This is a genomic window from Pseudomonas sp. MMS21 TM103 (genome assembly GCF_022132145.1).
In the GTDB taxonomy this organism is placed as follows: Bacteria; Pseudomonadota; Gammaproteobacteria; order Pseudomonadales; family Pseudomonadaceae; genus Aquipseudomonas.
In genome coordinates this window covers 227428-247207 of the sequence record NZ_JAJISP010000001.1, presented here as the reverse complement: position 1 = coordinate 247207, position 19780 = coordinate 227428, and the positions used below count along the sequence as shown (strand labels likewise).

At 62.1% G+C, this 19780-nt stretch carries 19 protein-coding genes and 1 pseudogene; 13 read left to right on the top strand and 7 right to left on the bottom strand.

Annotated features, from left to right (window positions below; genetic code table 11):
• Nucleotides 1-20: 20 nt before the first annotated feature.
• Nucleotides 21-950, top strand: coding sequence for an AEC family transporter (locus LJY18_RS01175; RefSeq protein WP_238039915.1), 930 nt, complete (start codon nt 21-23; stop codon nt 948-950).
• On the opposite strand, the pseudogene LJY18_RS01170 reads toward LJY18_RS01175, so the two are convergent.
• Together LJY18_RS01170 and LJY18_RS01165 are read right to left on the bottom strand one after the other, a co-directional pair.
• Nucleotides 913-1583: pseudogene (locus tag LJY18_RS01170) on the bottom strand (phosphatase PAP2 family protein). The gene LJY18_RS01175 and the pseudogene LJY18_RS01170 sit on opposite strands and share 38 nt — an antisense overlap.
• Nucleotides 1573-3567 (bottom strand): LTA synthase family protein, encoded by a 1995-nt coding sequence (locus LJY18_RS01165; protein ID WP_238039914.1) that lies wholly within the window; start codon nt 3565-3567, stop codon nt 1573-1575. Before LJY18_RS01165 ends, LJY18_RS01170 begins: the two are co-directional and overlap by 11 nt.
• 118 nt (nt 3568-3685) lie before the next feature.
• On the opposite strand from LJY18_RS01165, the gene LJY18_RS01160 reads away from it, so the two are divergent.
• From LJY18_RS01160 to LJY18_RS01135, 6 genes are all read left to right on the top strand, one after another.
• On the top strand, nt 3686-4369 hold the full coding sequence (locus LJY18_RS01160) for a response regulator transcription factor (RefSeq protein ID WP_238039913.1): 684 nt from the start codon (nt 3686-3688) through the stop codon (nt 4367-4369).
• Nucleotides 4359-5627: a sensor histidine kinase gene (locus LJY18_RS01155; protein WP_238039912.1), complete on the top strand. Its 1269-nt coding sequence runs from the start codon at nt 4359-4361 to the stop codon at nt 5625-5627. Before LJY18_RS01160 ends, LJY18_RS01155 begins: the two co-directional genes overlap by 11 nt.
• 128 nt (nt 5628-5755) lie before the next feature.
• The gene (locus LJY18_RS01150; protein ID WP_238039911.1) at nt 5756-6454 is read left to right on the top strand and encodes a class I SAM-dependent methyltransferase; all 699 of its coding nucleotides are present in this window, start codon (nt 5756-5758) and stop codon (nt 6452-6454) included.
• Complete coding sequence (locus LJY18_RS01145; protein WP_238039910.1) at nt 6447-7169, top strand: lipopolysaccharide kinase InaA family protein; 723 nt, start codon at nt 6447-6449, stop codon at nt 7167-7169. The genes LJY18_RS01150 and LJY18_RS01145 overlap by 8 nt, the downstream gene beginning before the upstream one ends.
• On the top strand, nt 7159-7554 hold the full coding sequence (locus LJY18_RS01140; protein WP_238039909.1) for a diacylglycerol kinase: 396 nt from the start codon (nt 7159-7161) through the stop codon (nt 7552-7554). The genes LJY18_RS01145 and LJY18_RS01140 overlap by 11 nt, the downstream gene beginning before the upstream one ends.
• An 81-nt stretch (nt 7555-7635) precedes the next feature.
• Nucleotides 7636-8529, top strand: a complete 894-nt coding sequence (locus LJY18_RS01135; RefSeq protein WP_238039908.1) for a pseudouridine synthase — start codon at nt 7636-7638, stop codon at nt 8527-8529.
• 148 nt (nt 8530-8677) lie between these two features.
• On the opposite strand, the gene LJY18_RS01130 is transcribed toward LJY18_RS01135, so the two are convergent.
• The 4 genes from LJY18_RS01130 to LJY18_RS01115 all read right to left on the bottom strand — a co-directional run bounded on the left by LJY18_RS01130 (nt 8678) and on the right by LJY18_RS01115 (nt 13454).
• The gene (locus LJY18_RS01130; RefSeq protein ID WP_238039907.1) at nt 8678-9259 is read right to left on the bottom strand and encodes a cob(I)yrinic acid a,c-diamide adenosyltransferase; all 582 of its coding nucleotides are present in this window, start codon (nt 9257-9259) and stop codon (nt 8678-8680) included.
• A gap of 2 nt (nt 9260-9261) precedes the next feature.
• A complete protein-coding gene (locus LJY18_RS01125; protein WP_238039906.1) occupies nt 9262-11280 on the bottom strand; it encodes an ATP-binding protein in 2019 nt (672 codons plus the stop codon).
• Between the two features lie 50 nt (nt 11281-11330).
• The gene (locus LJY18_RS01120) at nt 11331-12257 is read right to left on the bottom strand and encodes a putative 2-dehydropantoate 2-reductase (RefSeq protein ID WP_238039905.1); all 927 of its coding nucleotides are present in this window, start codon (nt 12255-12257) and stop codon (nt 11331-11333) included.
• A gap of 231 nt (nt 12258-12488) precedes the next feature.
• Nucleotides 12489-13454: a GGDEF domain-containing response regulator gene (locus LJY18_RS01115; RefSeq protein ID WP_238039904.1), complete on the bottom strand. Its 966-nt coding sequence runs from the start codon at nt 13452-13454 to the stop codon at nt 12489-12491.
• 152 nt (nt 13455-13606) lie between these two features.
• Between LJY18_RS01115 and LJY18_RS01110 the strand changes: the two genes are divergently transcribed.
• The gene (locus tag LJY18_RS01110) at nt 13607-14086 is read left to right on the top strand and encodes a YajQ family cyclic di-GMP-binding protein (RefSeq protein ID WP_238039901.1); all 480 of its coding nucleotides are present in this window, start codon (nt 13607-13609) and stop codon (nt 14084-14086) included.
• A 105-nt stretch (nt 14087-14191) separates the two neighbouring features.
• Nucleotides 14192-15019: a mechanosensitive ion channel family protein gene (locus LJY18_RS01105; protein ID WP_238039898.1), complete on the top strand. Its 828-nt coding sequence runs from the start codon at nt 14192-14194 to the stop codon at nt 15017-15019.
• A 151-nt stretch (nt 15020-15170) separates the two neighbouring features.
• On the opposite strand, the gene LJY18_RS01100 is transcribed toward LJY18_RS01105, so the two are convergent.
• Complete coding sequence (locus tag LJY18_RS01100) at nt 15171-15929, bottom strand: SDR family oxidoreductase (protein WP_238039896.1); 759 nt, start codon at nt 15927-15929, stop codon at nt 15171-15173.
• Between the two features lie 104 nt (nt 15930-16033).
• Here LJY18_RS01100 and LJY18_RS01095 point away from each other — a divergent pair, with 104 nt between their 5' ends.
• The 4 genes from LJY18_RS01095 to groL all read left to right on the top strand — a co-directional run bounded on the left by LJY18_RS01095 (nt 16034) and on the right by groL (nt 19617).
• The gene (locus LJY18_RS01095) at nt 16034-16780 is read left to right on the top strand and encodes a HugZ family pyridoxamine 5'-phosphate oxidase (RefSeq protein ID WP_238039895.1); all 747 of its coding nucleotides are present in this window, start codon (nt 16034-16036) and stop codon (nt 16778-16780) included.
• A gap of 63 nt (nt 16781-16843) precedes the next feature.
• Nucleotides 16844-17308 (top strand): FxsA family protein, encoded by a 465-nt coding sequence (locus LJY18_RS01090; protein ID WP_238039893.1) that lies wholly within the window; start codon nt 16844-16846, stop codon nt 17306-17308.
• A 305-nt stretch (nt 17309-17613) separates the two neighbouring features.
• Nucleotides 17614-17907 (top strand): co-chaperone GroES, encoded by a 294-nt coding sequence (locus tag LJY18_RS01085; protein ID WP_238039892.1) that lies wholly within the window; start codon nt 17614-17616, stop codon nt 17905-17907.
• A 60-nt stretch (nt 17908-17967) separates the two neighbouring features.
• Entirely contained in the window at nt 17968-19617 is a 1650-nt protein-coding gene (gene groL, locus LJY18_RS01080) for a chaperonin GroEL (protein ID WP_238039890.1), read from the top strand.
• Nucleotides 19618-19780: the final 163 nt, after the last annotated feature.

Below are 19780 nucleotides of genomic sequence, written 5' to 3'. Positions count from 1 at the left end.
GCTCGCAGGTGATCCGGCCCATGGCCTCCGTGTTGAACGTTATCCTGCCGGTCTTTGCCCTGATCCTGGCCGGCTACCTGTGCCGGCGCACGGGCATTCTCGGGCCGAGCGCTGCCTCGGAAATCAATCGCCTGGTGGTCTGGCTATGCCTGCCGGCGTTGCTATTCGAGGCTACGGCCACAGCGGTGTGGGCGCAGATCTGGCAGCCGCAGTTCATCCTCGCCTATAGCCTGGGCACCCTGGCGGTGTTCTTGCTGACGTTGTTCTGGCGTCTGCGCCGGGTCGGCAATCTGGCCGATGCCAGCATCCAGGGACTCAGCGCGTCTTACGCCAACACCGGCTACATGGGCATTCCGCTGTGCCTGCTGGTATTCGGCGACGAGGGGCTGCAGCCGGCGCTGATCGCCAGTCTGATCGTTATCTGTGTGCTGTTCGCCCTGGCGGTGGTGTGCATCGAGGTCGCCCTGCAGGATGAAAAGAACCTGCTGCGTGCGACAGCCAAGGTGTCGCTGGCGTTGGCCAAGAACCCGCTGGTCGTCGCGCCGTTGCTCGGCGGTCTGTGGGCACTGGGCGGCCAGCCGCTGCCAGAGCCGCTGCATCGCTTTATCGACCTGCTGGCCAGTGCCACCGCGCCCTGTGCGCTGATTTCCCTCGGTCTGTTTCTTGCTCACAAGCAGGTCGGCCGCAGTGAGGGTAGCGTCGGCCTGGTGCTGATCAAGCTGGTCGCTCACCCCCTGATTACCTGGGTACTGGCGTTCCATGTACTGCAACTGCCCCCCATGTGGGCCGCTGCGGCTTTACTGTTGAGCGCGCTGCCGACCGGCACAGGCCCCTATATGCTGGCCGAGTTCTATCGCCGCGACGCGGCGGTGGTCTCCAGCACTATCCTGCTGTCGACGCTCGGCTCGTTGCTCAGCTTGTCGCTGTGCCTGCTGCTGCTTGAGCGTTGAGGCTGGCAACTGGCGCGGGGAGCGGTCGGTACAGCAGCAGCCGTTAGCAGCCCAGGCTAATCAGCCAGTCGAACAGGGCCGTCCATAGGTTGTGCGAGAAAAAGTGCGCCCCCTGCAGCATGCGCCCGACCGAGAAGGTAATGCCCAAGGTCAGGGCTACGGCGAGCGCGGCCCTGGCCAGCAGTGACCGGGCTCGTCGGTCGGCTCCCGGGCGCTCAGCAGCGGCGTGTAGGTTTCCTCTCCACCGAATTCGCTGAGGCTCCAGGGGCAATGCACGCCGGTCAGGGCATTCAGCGGCGTCACGTAGCTGGTCGACATCCCTATCGCCAGTACCAGATAACCCAGCGGTCGTCGCCATGCCCGCCAGCGGCCGATCAGCAGACTGAGCACGAAACCGACAATGGCCAGTACGCCGATGGTGATCACTGCCTGCTTGGCACGGTCATGCAGGATGTCTTCGAGAAACCGGCTATGCCGACCAATAAAGCCCGCCTGCGGGTCGTAGGCCCAGCGGGCGATGGCGAAGTCGAGCGCGATTGGATCTGCCAGCAACAGCATCAGCGCGAGGGGCAGGCCAAAGCCCAGGTAGAAGGTGAACGGTCTTGATCCGGCCGGGAGAAATTCAAAGCGCATGGTCACGATCCTTGGTCCGGGTCGGGGTGGTAGCGAGTCGCTCGGTGCCGATTGCGCGAGTCTGCTGCCAGCCAAGCAGGTGATGGCTGAAGTCGTAACTGGCGCTCTGGTAATAGCTGATAGTGCGCTTGAGCAGCGGGTCGTCGGCCTTGGCACTCGATTCGCGGCTGAGACCCAGGGCGTCCTCGTGGCGGCGCATGCTCTTGCGTGGGCTGAGAATCGCCAGGTCAAGCCCGTCGAACAGACCCAGGTGCTGGTAATTGCCAATCAGGGCGCGGCCAGGCGCTGCATCCGCGCGCAGTACATTGCGGCCAAAGAAGGTCGAGGTGTAGTCGACATTGAGCAGGCCCAGCAAGGTCGGAGCCAGATCAATCTGGCTGGCCAGGCCGGCATGTTCGCGTGGTTGGATAAAGGCCGGGGCGTAGATGAACAGCGGGATATGGTAGTTGGCCACCGGCAGGTCTTCGGTGCCGGCGCTACCTGCGGTGTGATCGGCGACGAAGACGAACAGGGTGTTGGCAAACCAGGGCTTGTGCCGCGCCTGCTCGAGAAACAGGCCGATGGCATGGTCGGTGTACTTGACCGCGCCTTCACGGCCATAGCCCGATGGGATGTCGATACGTCCGCTCGGGTAGGTGTACGGCCGGTGGTTGGAGGTGGTCATCAGCTGCAGGTAGAACGGTTTGCCAATGGCATGGTCGGCGTCGGCCAGCTTCAGCGTCTCGGAGTAAAGGTCTTCGTCCGACATGCCCCAGGCATTCTTGAAGTGGATGTCCTGCTCATTAACGCTGCTCTGGTCGACCACGCGGTAACCATTGCCGCTGAAAAACGCACTCATGTTGTCGAAATAGCCGCGCCCGCCATAGACGAAGGCGCTGTCGTAGCCGAGGGCCTGGAATTGTTGGCCGAGGCTGGCAAAACCGCTTTCACGGCCGATGCGTTTGACGATTGAGCGCCCGGGCGTTGGCGGCATCGACAGGCTGATGGCTTCGAGTCCGCGGTCGGTGCGGGTGCCGGTGGCATAGAAGTTGGTGAAGAACAGGCTCTGCTGGCGTAGACGGTCGAGGTTGGGGGTCAGGCCGCGCGTGTCGCCGAAGCTGCCCAGGTATTTGGCGCTGAGGCTCTCTATGGTCACCAGTATCACGTTGTGCCGCTGTACCTGCCCGGGATTATCTATCAGCCGGCGAATATCCATGGGTTCGCTGCCGATAAAGCGTGCGTTGGGCTCGCTTAGCTCGGCGCGCAACTGCTTGGCGATTTCGTCCTGGTCCAGGGTGGCGTAGAACTGTGGATAATCCAGCTCATTGTTGCGAAAGGCGGCGAAGAATTGGTAGGGGCCATTGCTGGCCAGTTCACGTTGATAAGCATTGCCGTCCGCGCCGCGGGGGAAATCCTGGTCGAGCAGCAGGCTACTGACGCAGGCCATCAGGGCAATGCCGGCCGCGCCCCAGGCACTGTTGCGCCAGCTCAGCAGCGGTGCCTTGAGGGCGGCGTCTGTGGCGCTGCGCAAGAGCATGGCGGCAACCGCCGCGATGACGGCAAGCGCTGCCAGCAGCGGGTAGATCGGATAAGACTCGAGGATGTTGTTGAGTACCTCGTCGGAGTAAACCAGGTAATCCACGGCGATAAAGTTGAAGCGCACGCCAAACTCGTCCCAGAACAGCCACTCCGCCACGGCGGTAAACAGCATGGCGAACAGGCTGACAGCCACTACGCCATGGAGCAGGCCGCGGTGCCAGGGCTGCAGCCAGATACGTCGTGGGCACAGCAGCAGGTAACAGGCCAGCGGCAGTGCCGCGTACACCACAAAGCCCAGGTCATAGCCCAGGCCGGTGGCATATACACGGGCCAGTTCGCTCAAGCCGAGATCCGCTTCGCCGAGGTGACTGAACAGCAAGGCACTGCGGGTCATGGTAAAAATCGTCAGCCAAACCAGTAGAATCAGCGCCAGGTAACGCAGTTGAGCAAACTTCAAGGCTGGCATCGTATGATCCGGCAGCGGAAAGATGCCGTGCACTCTGCCGATCTGGATGTGAGGTAAATGTAGAAGCCGCGTGAAAAAAACATCAAATCGTAGCGGCACGCTTGAGGATTGAACCGACATGCGCATTCTTGTGGTGGAAGACAATCGGGATATTCTGGCCAATATCCTCGATTACCTGACCCTGAAGGGTTATAGCGTCGACTGCGCGCAGGATGGCCTGAGTGGCCTGCATCTGGCTGCCTCCGAGCACTATGACCTGATCGTGCTGGATATCATGCTGCCGGGCATCGATGGTTATCAGTTGTGCAAACGTCTGCGTGAAGATGCCCGGCGTGATACGCCGATCATCATGCTGACCGCGCGCGATGCCCTCGACGACCGTCTGCATGGTTTGAGTGCGGGGGCCGACGATTACCTGCTCAAGCCGTTTGCCCTGTCCGAGCTGGTGGCGCGCATCGAAGCGATCCTGCGGCGCAGTCAGGGTAATCGTAAGCGCCAGTTGCAAGTCGGCGAGCTGGTCTATGACCTCGACACCCTGCATGTCAGTCGCGCCGGTCAGCCGTTGAAACTCAACCCCCTGGGCCTGAAGCTGCTAGCCGTGTTGATGCAGCGCAGCCCGGCGGTGGTGCGTCGCGAGGCCCTTGAAGAGGCCCTGTGGGGCGACGATTGCCCGGACAGCGACAGCCTGCGCAGCCATATTCATCAGCTGCGCCAAGTGCTCGACAAGCCTTTCGCCACACCCTTGCTGCACACCATTCACGGTATCGGTTATCGCCTGGCGGAGTCCGCAAGTGGTGTCTAAGCAACCGTTGCTGAGGCGCATCGTGATCGCCTTCGTGCTGATGACACTGGTGGTCAGCGGCGTGTTTTCGTTGAGCATCGTGGCGATTGTGCACTTCGTCGAAGAGCACCTGGTGTCCCAGGAGCTTGATCGTGAATTGAGCATCGTTATTGATGAAGATCTACGGCGTGGCCAAAGGCCGCGGCTGGATTCCAGTACACGTTTTTTCGCCTCGCATCTGCCTGAGTTCGAGGTGCCGCTGCAGTTCGCCGAGGCGGCCGACGGGTTTTCCGAGGTGGTCGAGGGTGACCAGGCATTTTATCTGTTCAAACGCAGTGAAAATGGTCGGGACTTCATGCTGGTGCAGGAGCAGCACGAGTTCGAGGCCCGCGAACAGGTACTGTTCAATGTGGTGCTGGCCGGCTTTCTGCTCAGCATGCTGGTCGCCTGGAGCCTTGGCTGGCTGTTGGCACGGCGGGTGATGGCACCGGTGATACGCCTGGCCAATCAGGTGCGTCATCGCGATCAGTTGCATGCGCTGGCCCCGGCCCTGGCGCCGGACTATCCGGATGATGAGGTCGGTCACCTGGCGGCGGCCTTCGACAGCACCCTTGGCCAGTTGCGCCATTCCCTGGAGCGCGAGCGGCTGTTCACCAGTGATGTCAGCCATGAGCTGCGCACGCCGCTGATGATCATCGCCAGCTCCTGCGAGCTGCTTGCGGAGGCGCCCAACCTGGATGCGCGCCAGCTTGAACAGATCCAGCGCATCGCTCGCGCGACCGAGGAAATGGGTGATCTGGTGCAGACCTTTCTGATTCTGGCGCGCGCCAGGCCTCAGGAGTCGAGCCAGGGCGGCAGCGCGACCCTGGCTGCGGTCGCCGATGAGCAGAGCAAGCGCTGGGCACCCCTGATGCACGAGAAGGGCTTGCAGTTCCAGTTGATCGAGGAGGGCGAGGATGACTCGCACTACAACCTGACGTTTCTGCGTACGGTGATCTCCAATCTGCTGCGCAATGCCTTGCACTACACCGAGCAGGGCACGGTGCGGCTGATCCTCCAGGACGGTGGTTTTCGGGTCGAGGACAGCGGCGTTGGCATCCCCCTGGATCAGCAGGAACAGATGTTCCAGCCCTTTGTGCGCGGCGCCCAGTCCCGTGGCGAGGGCCTGGGGCTGGGCCTGTCCCTGGTCAAGCGGATCTGCACGCATCAGGGCTGGACGGTGCAGATGCGTGACCTGCCCCCGCGGGGGAGTGCATTCGAGGTCAGCTTGCGCCGCTGAAGGCGCCGCCGCGCGAGCGGCGGTCGATGCAACCGGTGCTTCACGTTTTTTTCACAGTCCTTTGACGATAACTTGATGCCTTGGTCGTTAGTTTGGCAACCGTGGATTCCTCTGTGGAGCAGGTTGTCATGTCTAGCGCTAAACCCGTCGAGTTGGACTTCTCGCGCAAGTACGATCCCGAACACGCCCGTCAGTATTTGGCAAAGCATCAGGATGGCCTGTCCCGCCGGTTATCCCATTGGCGCGACGAGCAACTGGCACGACATGCCCTGAAATTGGCGGGCGAGCCCAACCTGGTGCTCGACTTGCCGTGCGGCGCCGGTCGCTTCTGGCCGCTGCTGGCTAAGCAGCCGAACCGGGTGATCCTCGCTGCCGACAACTCACCGGACATGCTGGCAATTGCCATGGCCGGGCAACCGGCAGATGTCGTGGCACGGGTAAAGCCCTTTCAAACCTCGGCTTTCGCCATCGACCTGGGTGACAATGCGGTCGACAGTATTTTCTGCATGCGCCTGCTGCATCACATCGCCGAGCCCGAACATCGCCTGATCATGCTGCGTGAATTGCACCGGGTGACGCGCGATACCCTGATCATTTCGCTGTGGGTCGATGGCAACTATAAATCCTGGAAACGCCGGCGCCTTGAGGCCCGACGTGCGGCGCAGAGCAGCACGGCGAGCAATCAGAACCGTTTCGTCATCGCCCGATCAACCATCGAGGCGGAGTTCAAGCAGGCCGGTTTCGATATCCTCGGCCACAAGGACTTTCTCCCGGGCTATGCCATGTGGCGGGTCTATGTCCTGCGCAAGGGCAACAGAGATGAGTAGCCTGATTACGCGAGTACAGACCGAGCCGGTGCCCAGCACATTCGAGCGTTGGTGGCAGGTCCAGGGCGAGTGGGTGGAGGCGCCCAATCAGCGGCGTGGCGGCGAGAGCGGAGTGCAGCGCCGGCATAACCAGGCGGGGCAGCTGCTGTACCTCAAGCGCCAGACCGGGCACCTGTATCGCTCCTGGCTGCACCCCTTGGGCCGGCCCACGGCGTTGCGTGAATTGCATGCAATGGAGGAACTGCAGCGCCTCGGCATCCGCGTGCCGAAGCTGGTCTATGCGGCTGCGCAAAAACAAGCCGGACAGTGGCGTGCGCTCTTGGTCACCGAGGCGCTGGAGGGCTTCGTCAGCCTGGAGCAGTGGTACACCAGCGATGCGCTGCGGCATGGCGGCACGCCACTCAATCGGTGCATGCTGGAACAACTGGCGGCGATGCTCAGTCGCCTGCACCGGGCCGGCTGGCAGCATGGCTGCTTGTATCCCAAGCACATCTTCATCAAGCCCCAGGCCGTCGGCGACGGCGGTGGTGTCGAAGTGGCGCTGCTCGACCTGGAGAAAAGTCGTCGCCGGTTGTTCAGCCGCTCCGCTTCGCGGCGCGACATGGGCCAACTGTCTCGCCATCGTGGGGGCATGCCGGCTGCCGATTGGCAGCTGTTGCTCGAGGCCTACCATCGTTCAATGGCTACCGTGGGGGCTGTTTCCCATGAGTTCTGAAGTCGCTGTCAGCGTGCTCGATGGCAGCGCGCTGAAGGGGCAAAGCGGCTGGCGGCGTATCGTGCATGCGTTCGGCTATTCCCGGGCGGGGCTGTGGGCCGCGTTCAGGGGCGAGGCGGCGTTTCGTCAGTTGCTGCTGCTCAATGCCGTGCTGCTGCCCCTGGCGTTCTACCTGGATGTTGGCAAGGTCGAGCGTGCACTGTTGATCAGCGTATGTTTGCTGGCGCTGATCGTCGAGTTGCTCAACTCGGCGATCGAGGCGACGGTGGACCGTATCTCCCTGGAGTTGCACCCCTTGTCGAAACAGGCCAAGGACCTGGGCAGCGCCGCGCAATTGGTTACCATGACCCTGATTGCCCTGGTCTGGGCGGTGATACTGCTGTAACCGTCCCGGCCTTTGACGCCAGGCGAGTGGCTGCGGCCTAATGGGCGCTGGTTACCTTTGTCGCTGCCCGCCGAGCCCCTCATGCCTGTGTCTGCCCGTTCCCCCTCCAACATGCGCCCCAGCACCCTGCATCTGCCCCAGGGCAACTGGCCGACGGTGCTCGATTGCTTGTGTGCGCATTTCCCGGCGATCAGCCGCGAGGTATGGCTGCAGCGCATGGCACGTGGGCGTGTGCTGGATGCCGATGGCGCGCCAATCGGTCCGGCGCATGCTTATCGGGTTGGCCTGCGTGTGCATTACTTTCGCGAGGTGGTGGCGGAGACGCCGATTCCCTTCGTCGAAACGGTGCTTTATGTCGACGAGCACCTGCTGGTGGCCGACAAGCCGCATTTTCTCCCGGTGATGCCCGCTGGCGAATATGTCGAGCAGACGCTGCAGGCGCGTCTGGCCAAGCGCCTGGGTAATGCCGACCTGGTGCCGCTGCACCGTATCGACCGGCATACGGCCGGCCTGGTGCTGTTTTCCTGTAACCGGCAGAGCCGCGGCCAGTATCAGGCGCTGTTCCGTGAGCGGCAGATGGACAAGCGCTACGAAGCCTTGGCGCCGGGCTTGCCTGGACTGCACTTTCCCGTGCGAAGAGCCACGCGACTGGCGGCCGGTGAGCCGTTTTTCCGCATGCAGGAAGTCGCCGGCATGGCGAATACCGAGACCCGCATCGAGGTGGCGCAGCAGTTGGGCGAGCACTGGCTCTATGGGCTCTATCCGGTAACGGGAAAAAAGCACCAGCTGCGTGTGCATATGGCCGCCTTGGGTGCGCCTATCGTCAACGATCCCTTCTACCCCGACATCAGTGAAGGGCCCGATGCGCCTGACGATTACAGCCGGCCGCTCAAGCTGCTGGCCCAGGGCCTGGCCTTCATCGACCCACTGAGTGGCGAGCAGCGCCGCTTCGAGAGCCGGCTGAGTCTGCTCTGAGCGTTTCTCCTTGAAGCAGGGGCGCCATCGCTCAAGGTTGCAGGGCGTTCCGTCCGGAGTGCCGCGACAGCCCGCCGATCAGCCCCGGTGCGCTGTCTGCGGCGCGTGAGGCCTTGGGCTGTCGCCGGGCTTGCACATCAACAGATGATCACGCCGGTTGCTTCGGCGCTGCCTGCCAGAGCACCTCATCGATGCACTGGCGCCTGGCGATCAGGCGGGCGGCCACGAACAGCAGATCGGAGAGGCGGTTGACATAGGCCAGGCCGACGCCGCGCAATGGCTCCAGCGCGTTCAGCTGCTGGCAGCGGCGTTCGGCGCTGCGCGCCAGACTGCGGCAGACGTGGGCCTGGGCGACCAGGCGGGTACCGCCCGGCAGGATGAAATTCTGCAGCGGGCCGAGTTCTTCGTTCCAGCGATCGATGGCGGCTTCCAGGCGTTCCACTTCAGCCTGTTGCAGGGCCTGGTACTCGGGCATGGCCAGTTCGCCACCGAGATCGAACAGGCGGTGCTGGCAGGGCGCGAGCACCGCGCTGATCTCGCTCAAGCCCGGCCAGGTCGCCTGGTTTTCAGCGAGGTCGGCCAGCAGCAGGCCGAGTTGGCTGTTGAGCGTATCCACCTCGCCCATGGCCTCCACCCGCGGGTGATCCTTGGCCACCCGACGGCCGTCGGCCAGCCCGGTTTCGCCGGCATCGCCGGTGCGTGTGTAAATCTTCGACAGTCGATAACCCATGTTCAATGACCTGTGTGGGGGATGGCTACAGCCAGGGGCAGGCGCAGGGTGAAGCAGGTGCCCTGGGCTTCCTTGGACTGCACTTCCATCTGCCCTTTGTGGTTGTTGGTGATGATGAAGTAGGAGACCGACAGGCCCAGCCCGGTACCTTGGCCGACCTCCTTGGTGGTGAAGAACGGTTCGAAGATGCGCTTGCGCACCGATTCAGGCATGCCGACGCCGTTGTCTTCCACCTGGATCTCTGCCCAGGGCGGAGCCAGCCGGGTACGCAAGATGATCTGTCCGGGCGTGCTGCAGTCTTCGCGCTGATGAATCGCCTGGGCGGCATTTTTCAGCAGGTTTAGCAGGACCTGTTCCAGTTCGTTGGCGATGCCAGGCACCGGGCCGAGGCTTGGGTCGAACTCGCGGCGGATGACCAGGCTTTTGAAGTCAAAGCTGTCCGTGAGGTCGAAGTCGTTGCTGGCGATTTCCAGCGCCTGGTCGATCACGGCACTCAGCTGGCAGGGTGCCAGTTGGCGGTTGCTGCGACGACTGAAGCTGAGCATGTGGCTGACGATTTTCGCCGCACGCGTGCCGGCCCGCTGGATGTCATCGAGCAGGCGCGGGATTTCCCGGGCGTGCAGATAACGGTCGATGGTTTCCAGGCACACGCCAATCTGCTCGGCCTGTTCGCGGTTCTTCTCCAGTTCCGGCGACAGGCGCCGGCGGATGTTCTGCACGTTGTGCAGGATGGCGCCGAGCGGGTTGTTGATCTCATGGGCCATGCCCGCCGCGAGGCCGCCGACCGAGAGCATCTTTTCCGACTGCACCATCATCTCTTCCAGGCTCAGGCGCTGGGTGATGTCGTCGATGCGGATCACCACGCCGCGCCCGGCCCCACCGGTCAGCGGGTAGAAGGTCAGGGCGTAGTGATGCGGTTCTTCGTCCTTGCTCCAGGTCACTCGCTCGATTTTTTCCACCTTGTGCTGTTCGACGGTGCGTCTGAGCATCGGCAGAAAGGGTTTCAGCGGCGGGAAGGCGAGGAACACCGGCTGGTTCAGCGCCTTGGCCAGGCGCGTGCCGGAAATGGCGCTGGCCTCCTGGTTCCACTGGGTGACGTAGAGCTGTTCGTCGAGGGCGATCAAGGCCGAGGGCATGGAGTCGATGATGCTGTTGAGATAATTCTGGAAGCCGGTGAGCTTCCTCTCGATCTTGCTGCGTACCTGCACTTCCAGCTCCAGTTTGCGGTTGAAGTGGCGGGTTTCCTCGGCGAGGCTCTGCGCCTGGTCGAACGCGGCCTGGGCGTCGTCGCGGGCGCGTTTGAGTTGTTGCTCGCGTGCCTCGATGCGCATCAGCATGGTATTGAAGGCGTCGGCCAGACTGCCGATCTCGTCCTGGTTGCCGCGCCTGGCCCGTAGGGAATAGTTCTCCTCGCGGGTGACCTGGCGTGACAGTTCTTCCAGCCGGCGAATCGGCTTGGTCACCAGGCGGCGGATCTGCCGCGCTACCAGCAGCCAGAGCAGCACGCTGAACGCGAGAATCGCCAAGCTGGCGCTCAGGGTGCCGGTATAGAAGGCGCCGGGCAGTTCGCCAGAGGCGACCAGCAGCAGGTGGCCGGGCGGTGCGTCGGGCAGCGGCAGCTCGATCAGCAGGTTGGTGCGCAATTCGCGGTGGCGCCAGCTGTCCAGTTGTTCAAGGCGCTGGGGCAAGTCCAGGAATTCTCCTTGTTGCAGCTGTGCCAGGCTCACGCCATTGCTGTCATAGATCACCGCGGCGCGCAGTGGCGGGTAGTCATCCAGGCGCTGCAGCAGGGCTTGGGCAGCGCTCGCCGAGCTCAGCGCCTCCCGGCTCAGGGTGGGGCCGGCGATCAGGCGGCCGAGGGTGTGCAAGGCCTGCGGGGCGACGCTCTGCTGGGAAATCCAGTAGGCCGCGCTGATAAACGCCAGGTTGGCCATCAGCAACACGGCGGCCAGCAATACCAGGAGCGCGGTGAGCAGTTTGCGGCCGACGGGCAGATTTTCGAGGCGCTGACGCAATTGCATGGACGGGCACGTCGCAGTGGCGAGGAAGTTCGAGCAGGGTAACGCGCGGCTTAATGGCTGGGCAATCCGTGTGCGTCGAGGTGTTGCACCAGGCGCTCATGCAGCGCCGCCAAGTGTGGCAAGGCCAGGCGATGCTGCTGCGCCGCGGCACAGGCATGGCCAAGCAGGTAGGCAATTTCGGTGCGGCGACCCTGGGCGACATCCTGGTGCATCGAGGAGTAGTTCGCCGCGGTAGCCTGGATCACTCGCTGCACGTCGGCATATAGGTCCAGTGCGGCAGCGGGCTGGCCACAGCTTTGCAGCAGTTGACCGAGCTCGGCGCAGAGCGTGGCCACCTCGGCCGGGTGTTCGCCCAGGCCGCCATTGCGGCAATCGTGGAGCACGGTCAGTGGGTTGATGGCGCAGTTCAGTGCCAGCTTGCGCCATAGCCGGCTGAGGATATCCGGGCTCCACTGGTGCGGAATGCCGCTGCGCTCGAGGTCGGCCAGCCAGGCCGGTGGGTGGTCGTCGAGCGGATCGCCGAGCCAGGTGTGGCCATGGCCGGCGAATACCACGCGCCATTCTCCGTCAGGGGCGGTGCCATCGCGAAAGGCGCCTTCGGTGCTTGAGGCGAGAATACAGCGCGCATTGGGTACCCGGGCCGCCACGGCCTCCTGGCTGCCCAGGCCGTTTTGCAGAAGAATCAGCTCGGCGCCAGGCGCCAGGCGCGGCTGGACCGCCGCAATGGCGCTTTCGGCATCATAGGCCTTGCATGCCAGCAGCAGGCGCTGAATTGGCGCCGGGTCGGCGGCGGTCTGTCCGGGCACCGGGTAGTGTCGGGCCTGACCCTGCTCGACCAGGGTCAGGCCGCCGGCGCGCTGATAGGCGCCGAGCCGAGCCGGGTCGCGCAGGATCAACTGCACCGACACGCCGGCACGCGCCAGGCGTGCGGCCCACAGGCAGCCCAGGCTGCCGGCGCCGAGGATATGCCAGCTCATTGTCGGCACCGCCTGGCAAACCGTTGGAAAACTACCTGCATTGGCAATACTGCGTTAAATACGGCCTCACAAAAGCGCAGCGTTGAACGCGCTTTAGCGCGGCCCCGGAGGCGGTGAGCGAAGCGAATCAAATGCTCATTTACAGCACGTGAACTCGCGTACGAGCCCAGTTCGTTTCTCGGCCGTCTTTGCCTTGTCTTGCCGGCCTCGCCTGCGTTTTTCAACGGATTGCTAGGTCGCATGCGGCAGGCGCATGGCGGCGACCCGGCCGCTGACATAGGATTCCGGCAGCAGCTTGGTCGCATGCGCGATCAGGCTCTCCGGGCCGATGGGCAAGGCTTTGGCGTCGAGGCCGACCAGGCAGATCCCGGCCTTGAGGTTGACGAAGCCTTCGCTGGTCTTGAACGACTTGAGGTTGAGCCCTTCGTGCAGGCGCTTGAAGCTGCTCGGCGAACACTCGTGCAGGTCTTCGAGCAGGGTAATCAGGGCGAAATGGTTGTCGTCCAGGCGCACCAGCACGTCCAGCGGGCGCACCAGTTGCTGCAGGCGGCGGGCGACGCCATGCAACAGCTCGCTGTAGAAGCCGTTGCCATGACGCTGGCGCAGTTCGCCGGCCTCCTGCAGGCCGATCAACAGGTAACACAATGCGCCGCCGCGCGATTCGATCTGGCGCAGGCTATCGAGCAGCTTCTGCCGCAGGTAGCGGGCGTTGCCCAGGCCGGTAAGCGTATCGACCAGGTTGCGCTGTTCCATGCTGGCGATGTTTTCCGTCAGCAGGCGGTTTTCTTGCAGCAGGCGTTGCAGGGTGTTGCACAGGCGGTCGGCAGCGAAGACCCGCGGCACCAGTTGTTCATTCATCTGCGCCTTGTTGATGAAGTCATCGACCCCGCGATCGAAGGCTTCGCCCAGTACGTTTTCACCTTCCTTGCCGGTCAGCAGCATGACGTAGGTGTAGTGATCGGCCATTTCATCCAGCTGGCGAACCCGCCCGGTCAGTTCCAGGCCGTCCATTTCCGGCATCAGCCAGTCCGCCAGGAGCACGCTGGCCGGACGCAGTTCGAGCTGCCTGATGGCTTCTGCGGCGCTGTTGGCAAAGCGTACATCCTGATAGCCGGCCTGCCTCAGGGCGCGACCGATCATGGCGCTGGAGAACTTGGCGTCGTCCACCACCAGGATACTGAGATGGGGGTTGGGCATGGGCAGGCTCGTAGGGGGATTCGCATGAGCCCGGTACATCGCCAGGCAGTGTTTGTCGCTATGGCTATATAATGGCCGGGTTTTTCAATCGTCATCAAGCCACGCGTGCCCCGTCCGTGATCTGGGTCGCGCCGTCTATCTGGAGAAAACCCATGCCCTCGTTCGACGTGGTGTCCGAGCTGGACAAACACGAAGTCACCAATGCTGTCGACAACGCCATCAAAGAACTTGAACGTCGTTATGACCTGCGCGGCAAAGGCAGCTTCGAGCTCAAAGACCTTACGGTCAACCTGACCGCCGATGCGGATTTCCAGCTGGAGCAGATGGTCGAGATTCTCAAACTCTGCCTGGTAAAGCGCAAGATCGATGTGCAGTGCCTGGAGTTCAAGGATGCCTATCCCTCGGGCAAGAGCGTCAAGCAGGAAATGACCCTGCGTGAAGGCATCGACAAGGAACTGGCGAAGAAAATCGTTGCTCACATCAAGGACAGCAAGCTCAAGGTGCAGGCTGCCATCCAGGGGGAGCAGGTGCGGATTACCGGCAAGAAGCGCGATGACCTGCAGGAAGCGATTGCCGCCCTGCGCGCCAAGGACTTCGGCATGCCACTGCAATTCGACAACTTCCGCGACTGATGCGGCAAGCCTGTCGGGCCTGCGGGCTCGCCAGCAGTGAGTGTAAAGCGCCCGCCATGGCTTGCCATGGCGGGCGCGTTTTAAACGTTGTAAAAGGAGAGTCACATGGAGATGAGTGTCGAGCAACTGGTGAAGCTGTCTGAGGCTTGGCTGCCGGCGGTGCTGCAATACAGTGGCCAGTTTACCCTGGCGGTCATCACGCTGCTGGTCGGTTGGTGGTTCATCAACACTCTGACCCATAGAGTCAGTGGTGTACTGGATCGGCGCAATGTCGACCGCGCCCTGCACAGCTTTATTGGCAGCCTGGCCAGCATGATTCTCAAGGTGCTGTTGCTGGTCAGTGTCGCCTCGATGATCGGCGTGGAAACCACTTCCTTCATCGCCGTGATCGGTGCCGCAGGCCTGGCCATTGGCTTGGCCCTGCAAGGCAGTCTGGCGAATTTTGCCGGTGGCGTGTTGATCATGCTGTTCCGGCCGTTCCGCGCCGGCGACTGGATCGAAGGGCAGGGCGTGTCGGGCAGCGTCGACAGCATCCATATCTTCCACACCACCCTGAAAACCGCGGACAACAAGGTGATCATTGTGCCCAATGGCAGCCTGTCCAACGGCAATATCACCAATTATTCCCGCGAACCCACGCGCCGCGCCGACATCAACCTGGGCATCGACTACTCCAGCGACATCAAGAAAGCCCGCGATGTGCTGCTGAAAATCGCCGAGGATCCGCGCATTCATCTCGACCCGGCTCCGGTGGTGTTCGTCACTGGCCTGGGTGACAGTGCGGTCAACCTGTCATTACGCGTCTGGGTGGCCACGCCGGATTTCTGGCCGGTGACCTTCAGCTTCACCGAGTTGGCCAAGGAGCGTTTGACCGAAGCCGGCATCGGCATTCCGTTCCCGCAGCGCGTGGTGCATCTGGTTCAGCCCAGCTGAGCCAGCGCCAGTAAGCAGTTGCGCAGGACGCCTATATGAAAATGCCGCATTCCCTTCGACGGGAATGCGGCATTTTTTTGCGCTTGGGCCCGCCCGGATTACCCCGCGTTGTGCGGTTTAGTGCGGGCTGCAGGCCGGACGATTACTGGAGTTACAGGCGCAGGCCGCCATCCAGCTCGAGGATGCGACCGGTGTAGTAGTCGTTCTCGAGGATGTAGGCCACCGAATGGGCGATTTCGGCCGGTTTACCCATGCGCCGCAATGGGATGCCCAGGGTCATTTTCTCCAGCGCTTCCGGTTTCATGCTCAGGGTCATCTCGGTTTCGATGAAGCCCGGCGCCACGCCGGCCACACGAATGCCGTAACGCGCCAGTTCCTTGGCCCAGACCACGGTATCGGCGGCGACGCCGGCCTTGGCCGCGGAATAGTTGGCCTGGCCCATGTTGCCGGCCCGGGAGATGGAGGAGATGTTGACGATCGCGCCCTGATCCTTCAGCTCGATCATCTTCGCCGCCACTTCACGGGTGCAGAGGAATACGCCGGTCAGGTTGACGTCGATCACCGACTGCCACTGGGCCAGGCTCATCTTGCTCATTTCGCCGTCTTTGACCTTGATGGTCAGGCCGTCACGCAGGATGCCCGCGTTGTTGATCAGACCATTGATCGCACCGAAATCTTCGGCGACCTGGGCGACCATGTGAGTCACCTGCTCTTCGTTGGCCACGTTGCACAGGTAGGCGCGCGCCTCGGCGCCAAGGGCCTTGCAGGCGGCTACGGCTTCGTCGAGTTTTTCCTGGTTGAGATCGACCAGCGCCAGTTTCACGCCTTTCTCCGCCAGGTATTCGCCCATGGCGCGGCCCAGACCCTGGCAGCCGCCGGTGATGATGATAACTTTGTCTTTGAGTTGCATCGCGTTTCCCCTCAAGGTGTGTCGTGTAGCCCCGCTGGCGCGCTGTAACAGCTATTCTAGGGCGCCTGTCCGTTTGTGACGGATTCTTTGCAAGGAGTCATAAGGTGAGCGTGAAAGCCGCTAAGCATGCCCGAGAATTGCTTCTCAAGGAATACCGAGGGGTGCTCTCGACTCATTCGAAGGCCATGCCGGGCTTTCCTTTCGGATCAGTGGTGCCCTACTGCCTGGACGCTCAGGGCCGGCCGTTGATCCTGATCAGCCGTATCGCCCAGCACACCCATAACCTCAAGCAGGATGCCAAGTGCTCGCTGTTTGTCGGTGAGCGTGGCGCCGAAGACGTGCAGGCGGTCGGTCGCCTCACGCTACTCGCCGAAGCACGACAATTGTGTGACCAGGCCGCAGTCGAGGCGGCCGCTCGGCGTTATTACCGCTATTTCCCCGAATCACAGAATTATCACCGCGCCCATGATTTCGACTTCTGGGTGCTGGCGCCGGTGCGATGGCGCTACATCGGCGGTTTCGGCGCGATTCACTGGCTGGAGCAAGTGGCGCTGAGCAACCCGTTTGCGGCGACAGTCGATGCTGGTGAAAGCGAGCAGGGCATGCTGGAACATATGAACCGTGACCACGCCAGTGCCATCGGCCATTATGTCGCGCTGACCGGCTTGCCGTCCCAGGTGCCAGCCGAACTGGTGGGCATCGACAGTGAAGGTTTCCATCTGCGCATCGGCCAAGGCGTGTATTGGCTGGCCTTTCCAACGCCCTGCAGCACACCCGGCGAGGTGCGCCAGGCCTTTGTTCAGCTGGCTCGGGCAGAAGTCTGGCCGACCGATGGTGCCGTTTCAGCTTGAATTCAGCGCAATGCCCCATACTTCTAGCTTATTGGAAGCCGTTCTTCCGTTAAGGAATCCTTGATGCGTGTTTTTCTGTTTTTATTCTTGTTGTTCCCGATCATCGAGCTGACGCTACTGATCCAGGTCGGCAGTGCGATTGGCGTACTGCCGACGGTGTTGCTGGTTATCGGTACGGCTATTGCGGGCGGCATTCTGCTGCGGGTTGCCGGAGTGGCCACCGCCTGGCGCGCGCGCGAGAAGCTGGCACGGGGCGAGTTGCCCGAACAGGAAATGCTCGAAGGCTTGCTGATTGCCGTTGGTGGCGGTCTGCTGCTGTTGCCGGGTTTTATCAGCGACATAGTCGGTGCGCTGTGCCTGATCCCCTTCATCCGGCGCTTGCTGGTCAACAAGATTCGCCTGCGGGCGGCCGAGCAAGCCATGCGGCAGCGGGCCTTTGCCGATGATCTGGCGGCACGCTCCGGGCAAACCCGGCCGGGTGCAGGTCAGCCAAATGTGCTGGAAGGTGAGTACAAGCGTCACGACTGACATGCTTGTACAGGACCCAGTGCCACGCCAGGGCTTGGGGCTGGCCTGTGCGTGGCATTTTCGCTTGTCTGGCCAGTGTCGAGACAGCGTCGTTGGCATCCCTCAATAGCAAAAAAAACATCGCTAACCCTTGAAATCCCCTTGTGCGCCCTTATGTAGCGGTCACCGCAAGGTTTTCTGCTGGTTTCGGCAGAACAGACTTCCGCGTCGCACTTCGGTGCAACGCAACCGGCCCCGCCGGACTTTGCCAACCTGCTGGTGTGAACGCCAGCTGATGTAAACAACCTATTTGGGAGAGATCGACAATGAAGCTTCGTCCTTTGCATGACCGCGTCGTGATCCGTCGCAGCGAAGAAGAAACCAAAACCGCAGGCGGCATCGTGCTGCCGGGTTCCGCTGCCGAGAAGCCGAACCAGGGCGAAATCGTCGCTGTAGGCACTGGTCGCGTGCTGGACAGCGGTGAAGTGCGCCCGCTGGCCGTGAAAGTTGGTGACAAGGTAGTGTTTGGTCCTTACTCCGGCAGCAATGCCATCAAGGTCGATGGCGAAGAGCTGTTGGTCATGAGCGAGAGCGAAATCCTGGCCGTTGTCGAAGCCTGATTTCCGTCTCCGCCACAACGTATCGCGCTCCACCAAAACGAATTTTGAGGAATATCCATCATGGCTGCTAAAGAAGTTAAGTTCGGCGACTCCGCCCGCAAGAAAATGCTCGCCGGTGTAAACGTCCTGGCTGACGCCGTTAAAGCGACCCTCGGGCCAAAAGGCCGTAACGTGATCATCGAGAAGAGCTTCGGCGCTCCGACCATCACCAAGGACGGCGTTTCCGTTGCCAAAGAAATCGAACTGAAAGATCGCTTCGAGAACATGGGCGCCCAGCTGGTCAAAGACGTGGCTTCGCGTGCCAACGATGACGCTGGTGATGGCACCACCACCGCCACCGTACTGGCTCAGTCGATTGTCAACGAAGGCCTGAAAGCCGTCGCTGCCGGCATGAACCCGATGGATCTCAAGCGCGGCATCGACAAGGCGACCATCGCCATCGTTGCTCAGCTGAAAGCTCAATCCAAGCCGTGCTCCGACAGCAAGGCGATTGCCCAGGTCGGTACCATCTCTGCCAACTCCGACACCTCCATCGGCGACATCATTGCCGAAGCGATGGGCAAAGTCGGTAAAGAAGGCGTGATCACCGTTGAAGAAGGCTCGGGCCTGGAAAACGAACTGTCGGTTGTAGAAGGCATGCAGTTCGACCGTGGCTACCTGTCGCCGTACTTCATCAACAAGCCGGACACCATGGTCGCTGAACTCGACGGCCCGTTGATCCTGTTGGTCGACAAGAAGATCTCCAACATTCGCGAAATGCTGCCAGTACTGGAAGCCGTAGCCAAAGCCGGCCGTCCGCTGCTGATCGTTGCCGAAGACGTTGAAGGCGAAGCCCTGGCTACCCTGGTAGTGAACAACATGCGCGGTATCGTCAAGGTTGCTGCCGTCAAGGCACCGGGCTTCGGCGATCGTCGCAAGGCCATGCTGCAGGACATCGCCATCCTCACCGGCGGTACCGTAATTTCCGAAGAAGTTGGTCTGAGCCTGGAAAGCGCCACCCTGGAACACCTGGGTAATGCCAAGCGCGTCATCCTCAGCAAGGAAAACACCACCGTCATCGACGGCGCTGGCGTGCAAGCCGATATCCAGGCGCGTGTTGCCCAGATCCGCAAGCAGGTCGAAGACACCTCGTCCGACTACGACAAAGAGAAGCTGCAAGAGCGTCTGGCCAAACTGGCTGGCGGTGTTGCCGTTATCAAGGTCGGCGCTGGTTCCGAAGTGGAAATGAAAGAGAAGAAAGCCCGCGTTGAAGACGCCCTGCACGCCACCCGTGCAGCCGTTGAAGAAGGCGTTGTACCTGGCGGCGGTGTTGCCCTGGTACGTGCCCTGCAGGCCATCAGCGAGCTGAAAGGCGAGAATGCCGACCAGAACGTTGGTATTGCTCTGCTGCGTCGCGCCGTCGAAGCGCCACTGCGCCAGATCGTTGCCAACTCCGGCGACGAGCCGAGTGTAGTGGTCGACAAGGTCAAGCAAGGTTCGGGTAACTACGGTTACAACGCAGCCACTGGCGAATACGGCGACATGATCGAGATGGGTATTCTCGATCCGGCCAAAGTAACTCGTTCGGCGTTGCAGGCGGCTTCCTCGATCGCCAGCCTGATGATCACCACCGAAGCGATGATCGCCGAGGTTGTCGACGACAAGGCGGCCGGCGGCATGCCGGACATGGGCGGTATGGGCGGCATGGGTGGCATGGGCGGCATGATGTAAGCCAGCCTGCTCCTCAGCAGTCCTTGAAAAAACCCGCGCCTCGGCGCGGGTTTTTTTATTGGTGCGCCAGATAAAGCCGGTTGTGCTGGTCATGGCGGGTTCGCGCCAGCTGGTTTTTTGCGGTGATGCCCTCGGTTATCTGCGGCATGCCGATTTACCCTGA

Excerpts from the sequence above, each read along its gene's own strand:
- LJY18_RS01105 (WP_238039898.1), top strand. The coding sequence starts at position 14,192 with ATGGAGATGAGTGTCGAGCAACTGGTGAAGCTGTCTGAGGCTTGGCTG.
- LJY18_RS01110 (WP_238039901.1), top strand. The coding sequence starts at position 13,607 with ATGCCCTCGTTCGACGTGGTGTCCGAGCTGGACAAACACGAAGTCACC.
- LJY18_RS01100 (WP_238039896.1), bottom strand. The coding sequence starts at position 15,929 with ATGCAACTCAAAGACAAAGTTATCATCATCACCGGCGGCTGCCAGGGT.
- LJY18_RS01135 (WP_238039908.1), top strand. The coding sequence starts at position 7,636 with ATGCCTGTGTCTGCCCGTTCCCCCTCCAACATGCGCCCCAGCACCCTG.
- groL (WP_238039890.1), top strand. The coding sequence starts at position 17,968 with ATGGCTGCTAAAGAAGTTAAGTTCGGCGACTCCGCCCGCAAGAAAATG.
- LJY18_RS01175 (WP_238039915.1), top strand. The coding sequence starts at position 21 with ATGGCCTCCGTGTTGAACGTTATCCTGCCGGTCTTTGCCCTGATCCTG.
- LJY18_RS01130 (WP_238039907.1), bottom strand. The coding sequence starts at position 9,259 with ATGGGTTATCGACTGTCGAAGATTTACACACGCACCGGCGATGCCGGC.
- LJY18_RS01160 (WP_238039913.1), top strand. The coding sequence starts at position 3,686 with ATGCGCATTCTTGTGGTGGAAGACAATCGGGATATTCTGGCCAATATC.
- LJY18_RS01090 (WP_238039893.1), top strand. The coding sequence starts at position 16,844 with ATGCGTGTTTTTCTGTTTTTATTCTTGTTGTTCCCGATCATCGAGCTG.
- LJY18_RS01085 (WP_238039892.1), top strand. The coding sequence starts at position 17,614 with ATGAAGCTTCGTCCTTTGCATGACCGCGTCGTGATCCGTCGCAGCGAA.
- LJY18_RS01115 (WP_238039904.1), bottom strand. The coding sequence starts at position 13,454 with ATGCCCAACCCCCATCTCAGTATCCTGGTGGTGGACGACGCCAAGTTC.
- LJY18_RS01120 (WP_238039905.1), bottom strand. The coding sequence starts at position 12,257 with ATGAGCTGGCATATCCTCGGCGCCGGCAGCCTGGGCTGCCTGTGGGCC.
- LJY18_RS01145 (WP_238039910.1), top strand. The coding sequence starts at position 6,447 with ATGAGTAGCCTGATTACGCGAGTACAGACCGAGCCGGTGCCCAGCACA.
- LJY18_RS01140 (WP_238039909.1), top strand. The coding sequence starts at position 7,159 with ATGAGTTCTGAAGTCGCTGTCAGCGTGCTCGATGGCAGCGCGCTGAAG.
- LJY18_RS01125 (WP_238039906.1), bottom strand. The coding sequence starts at position 11,280 with ATGCAATTGCGTCAGCGCCTCGAAAATCTGCCCGTCGGCCGCAAACTG.
- LJY18_RS01150 (WP_238039911.1), top strand. The coding sequence starts at position 5,756 with ATGTCTAGCGCTAAACCCGTCGAGTTGGACTTCTCGCGCAAGTACGAT.
- LJY18_RS01165 (WP_238039914.1), bottom strand. The coding sequence starts at position 3,567 with ATGCCAGCCTTGAAGTTTGCTCAACTGCGTTACCTGGCGCTGATTCTA.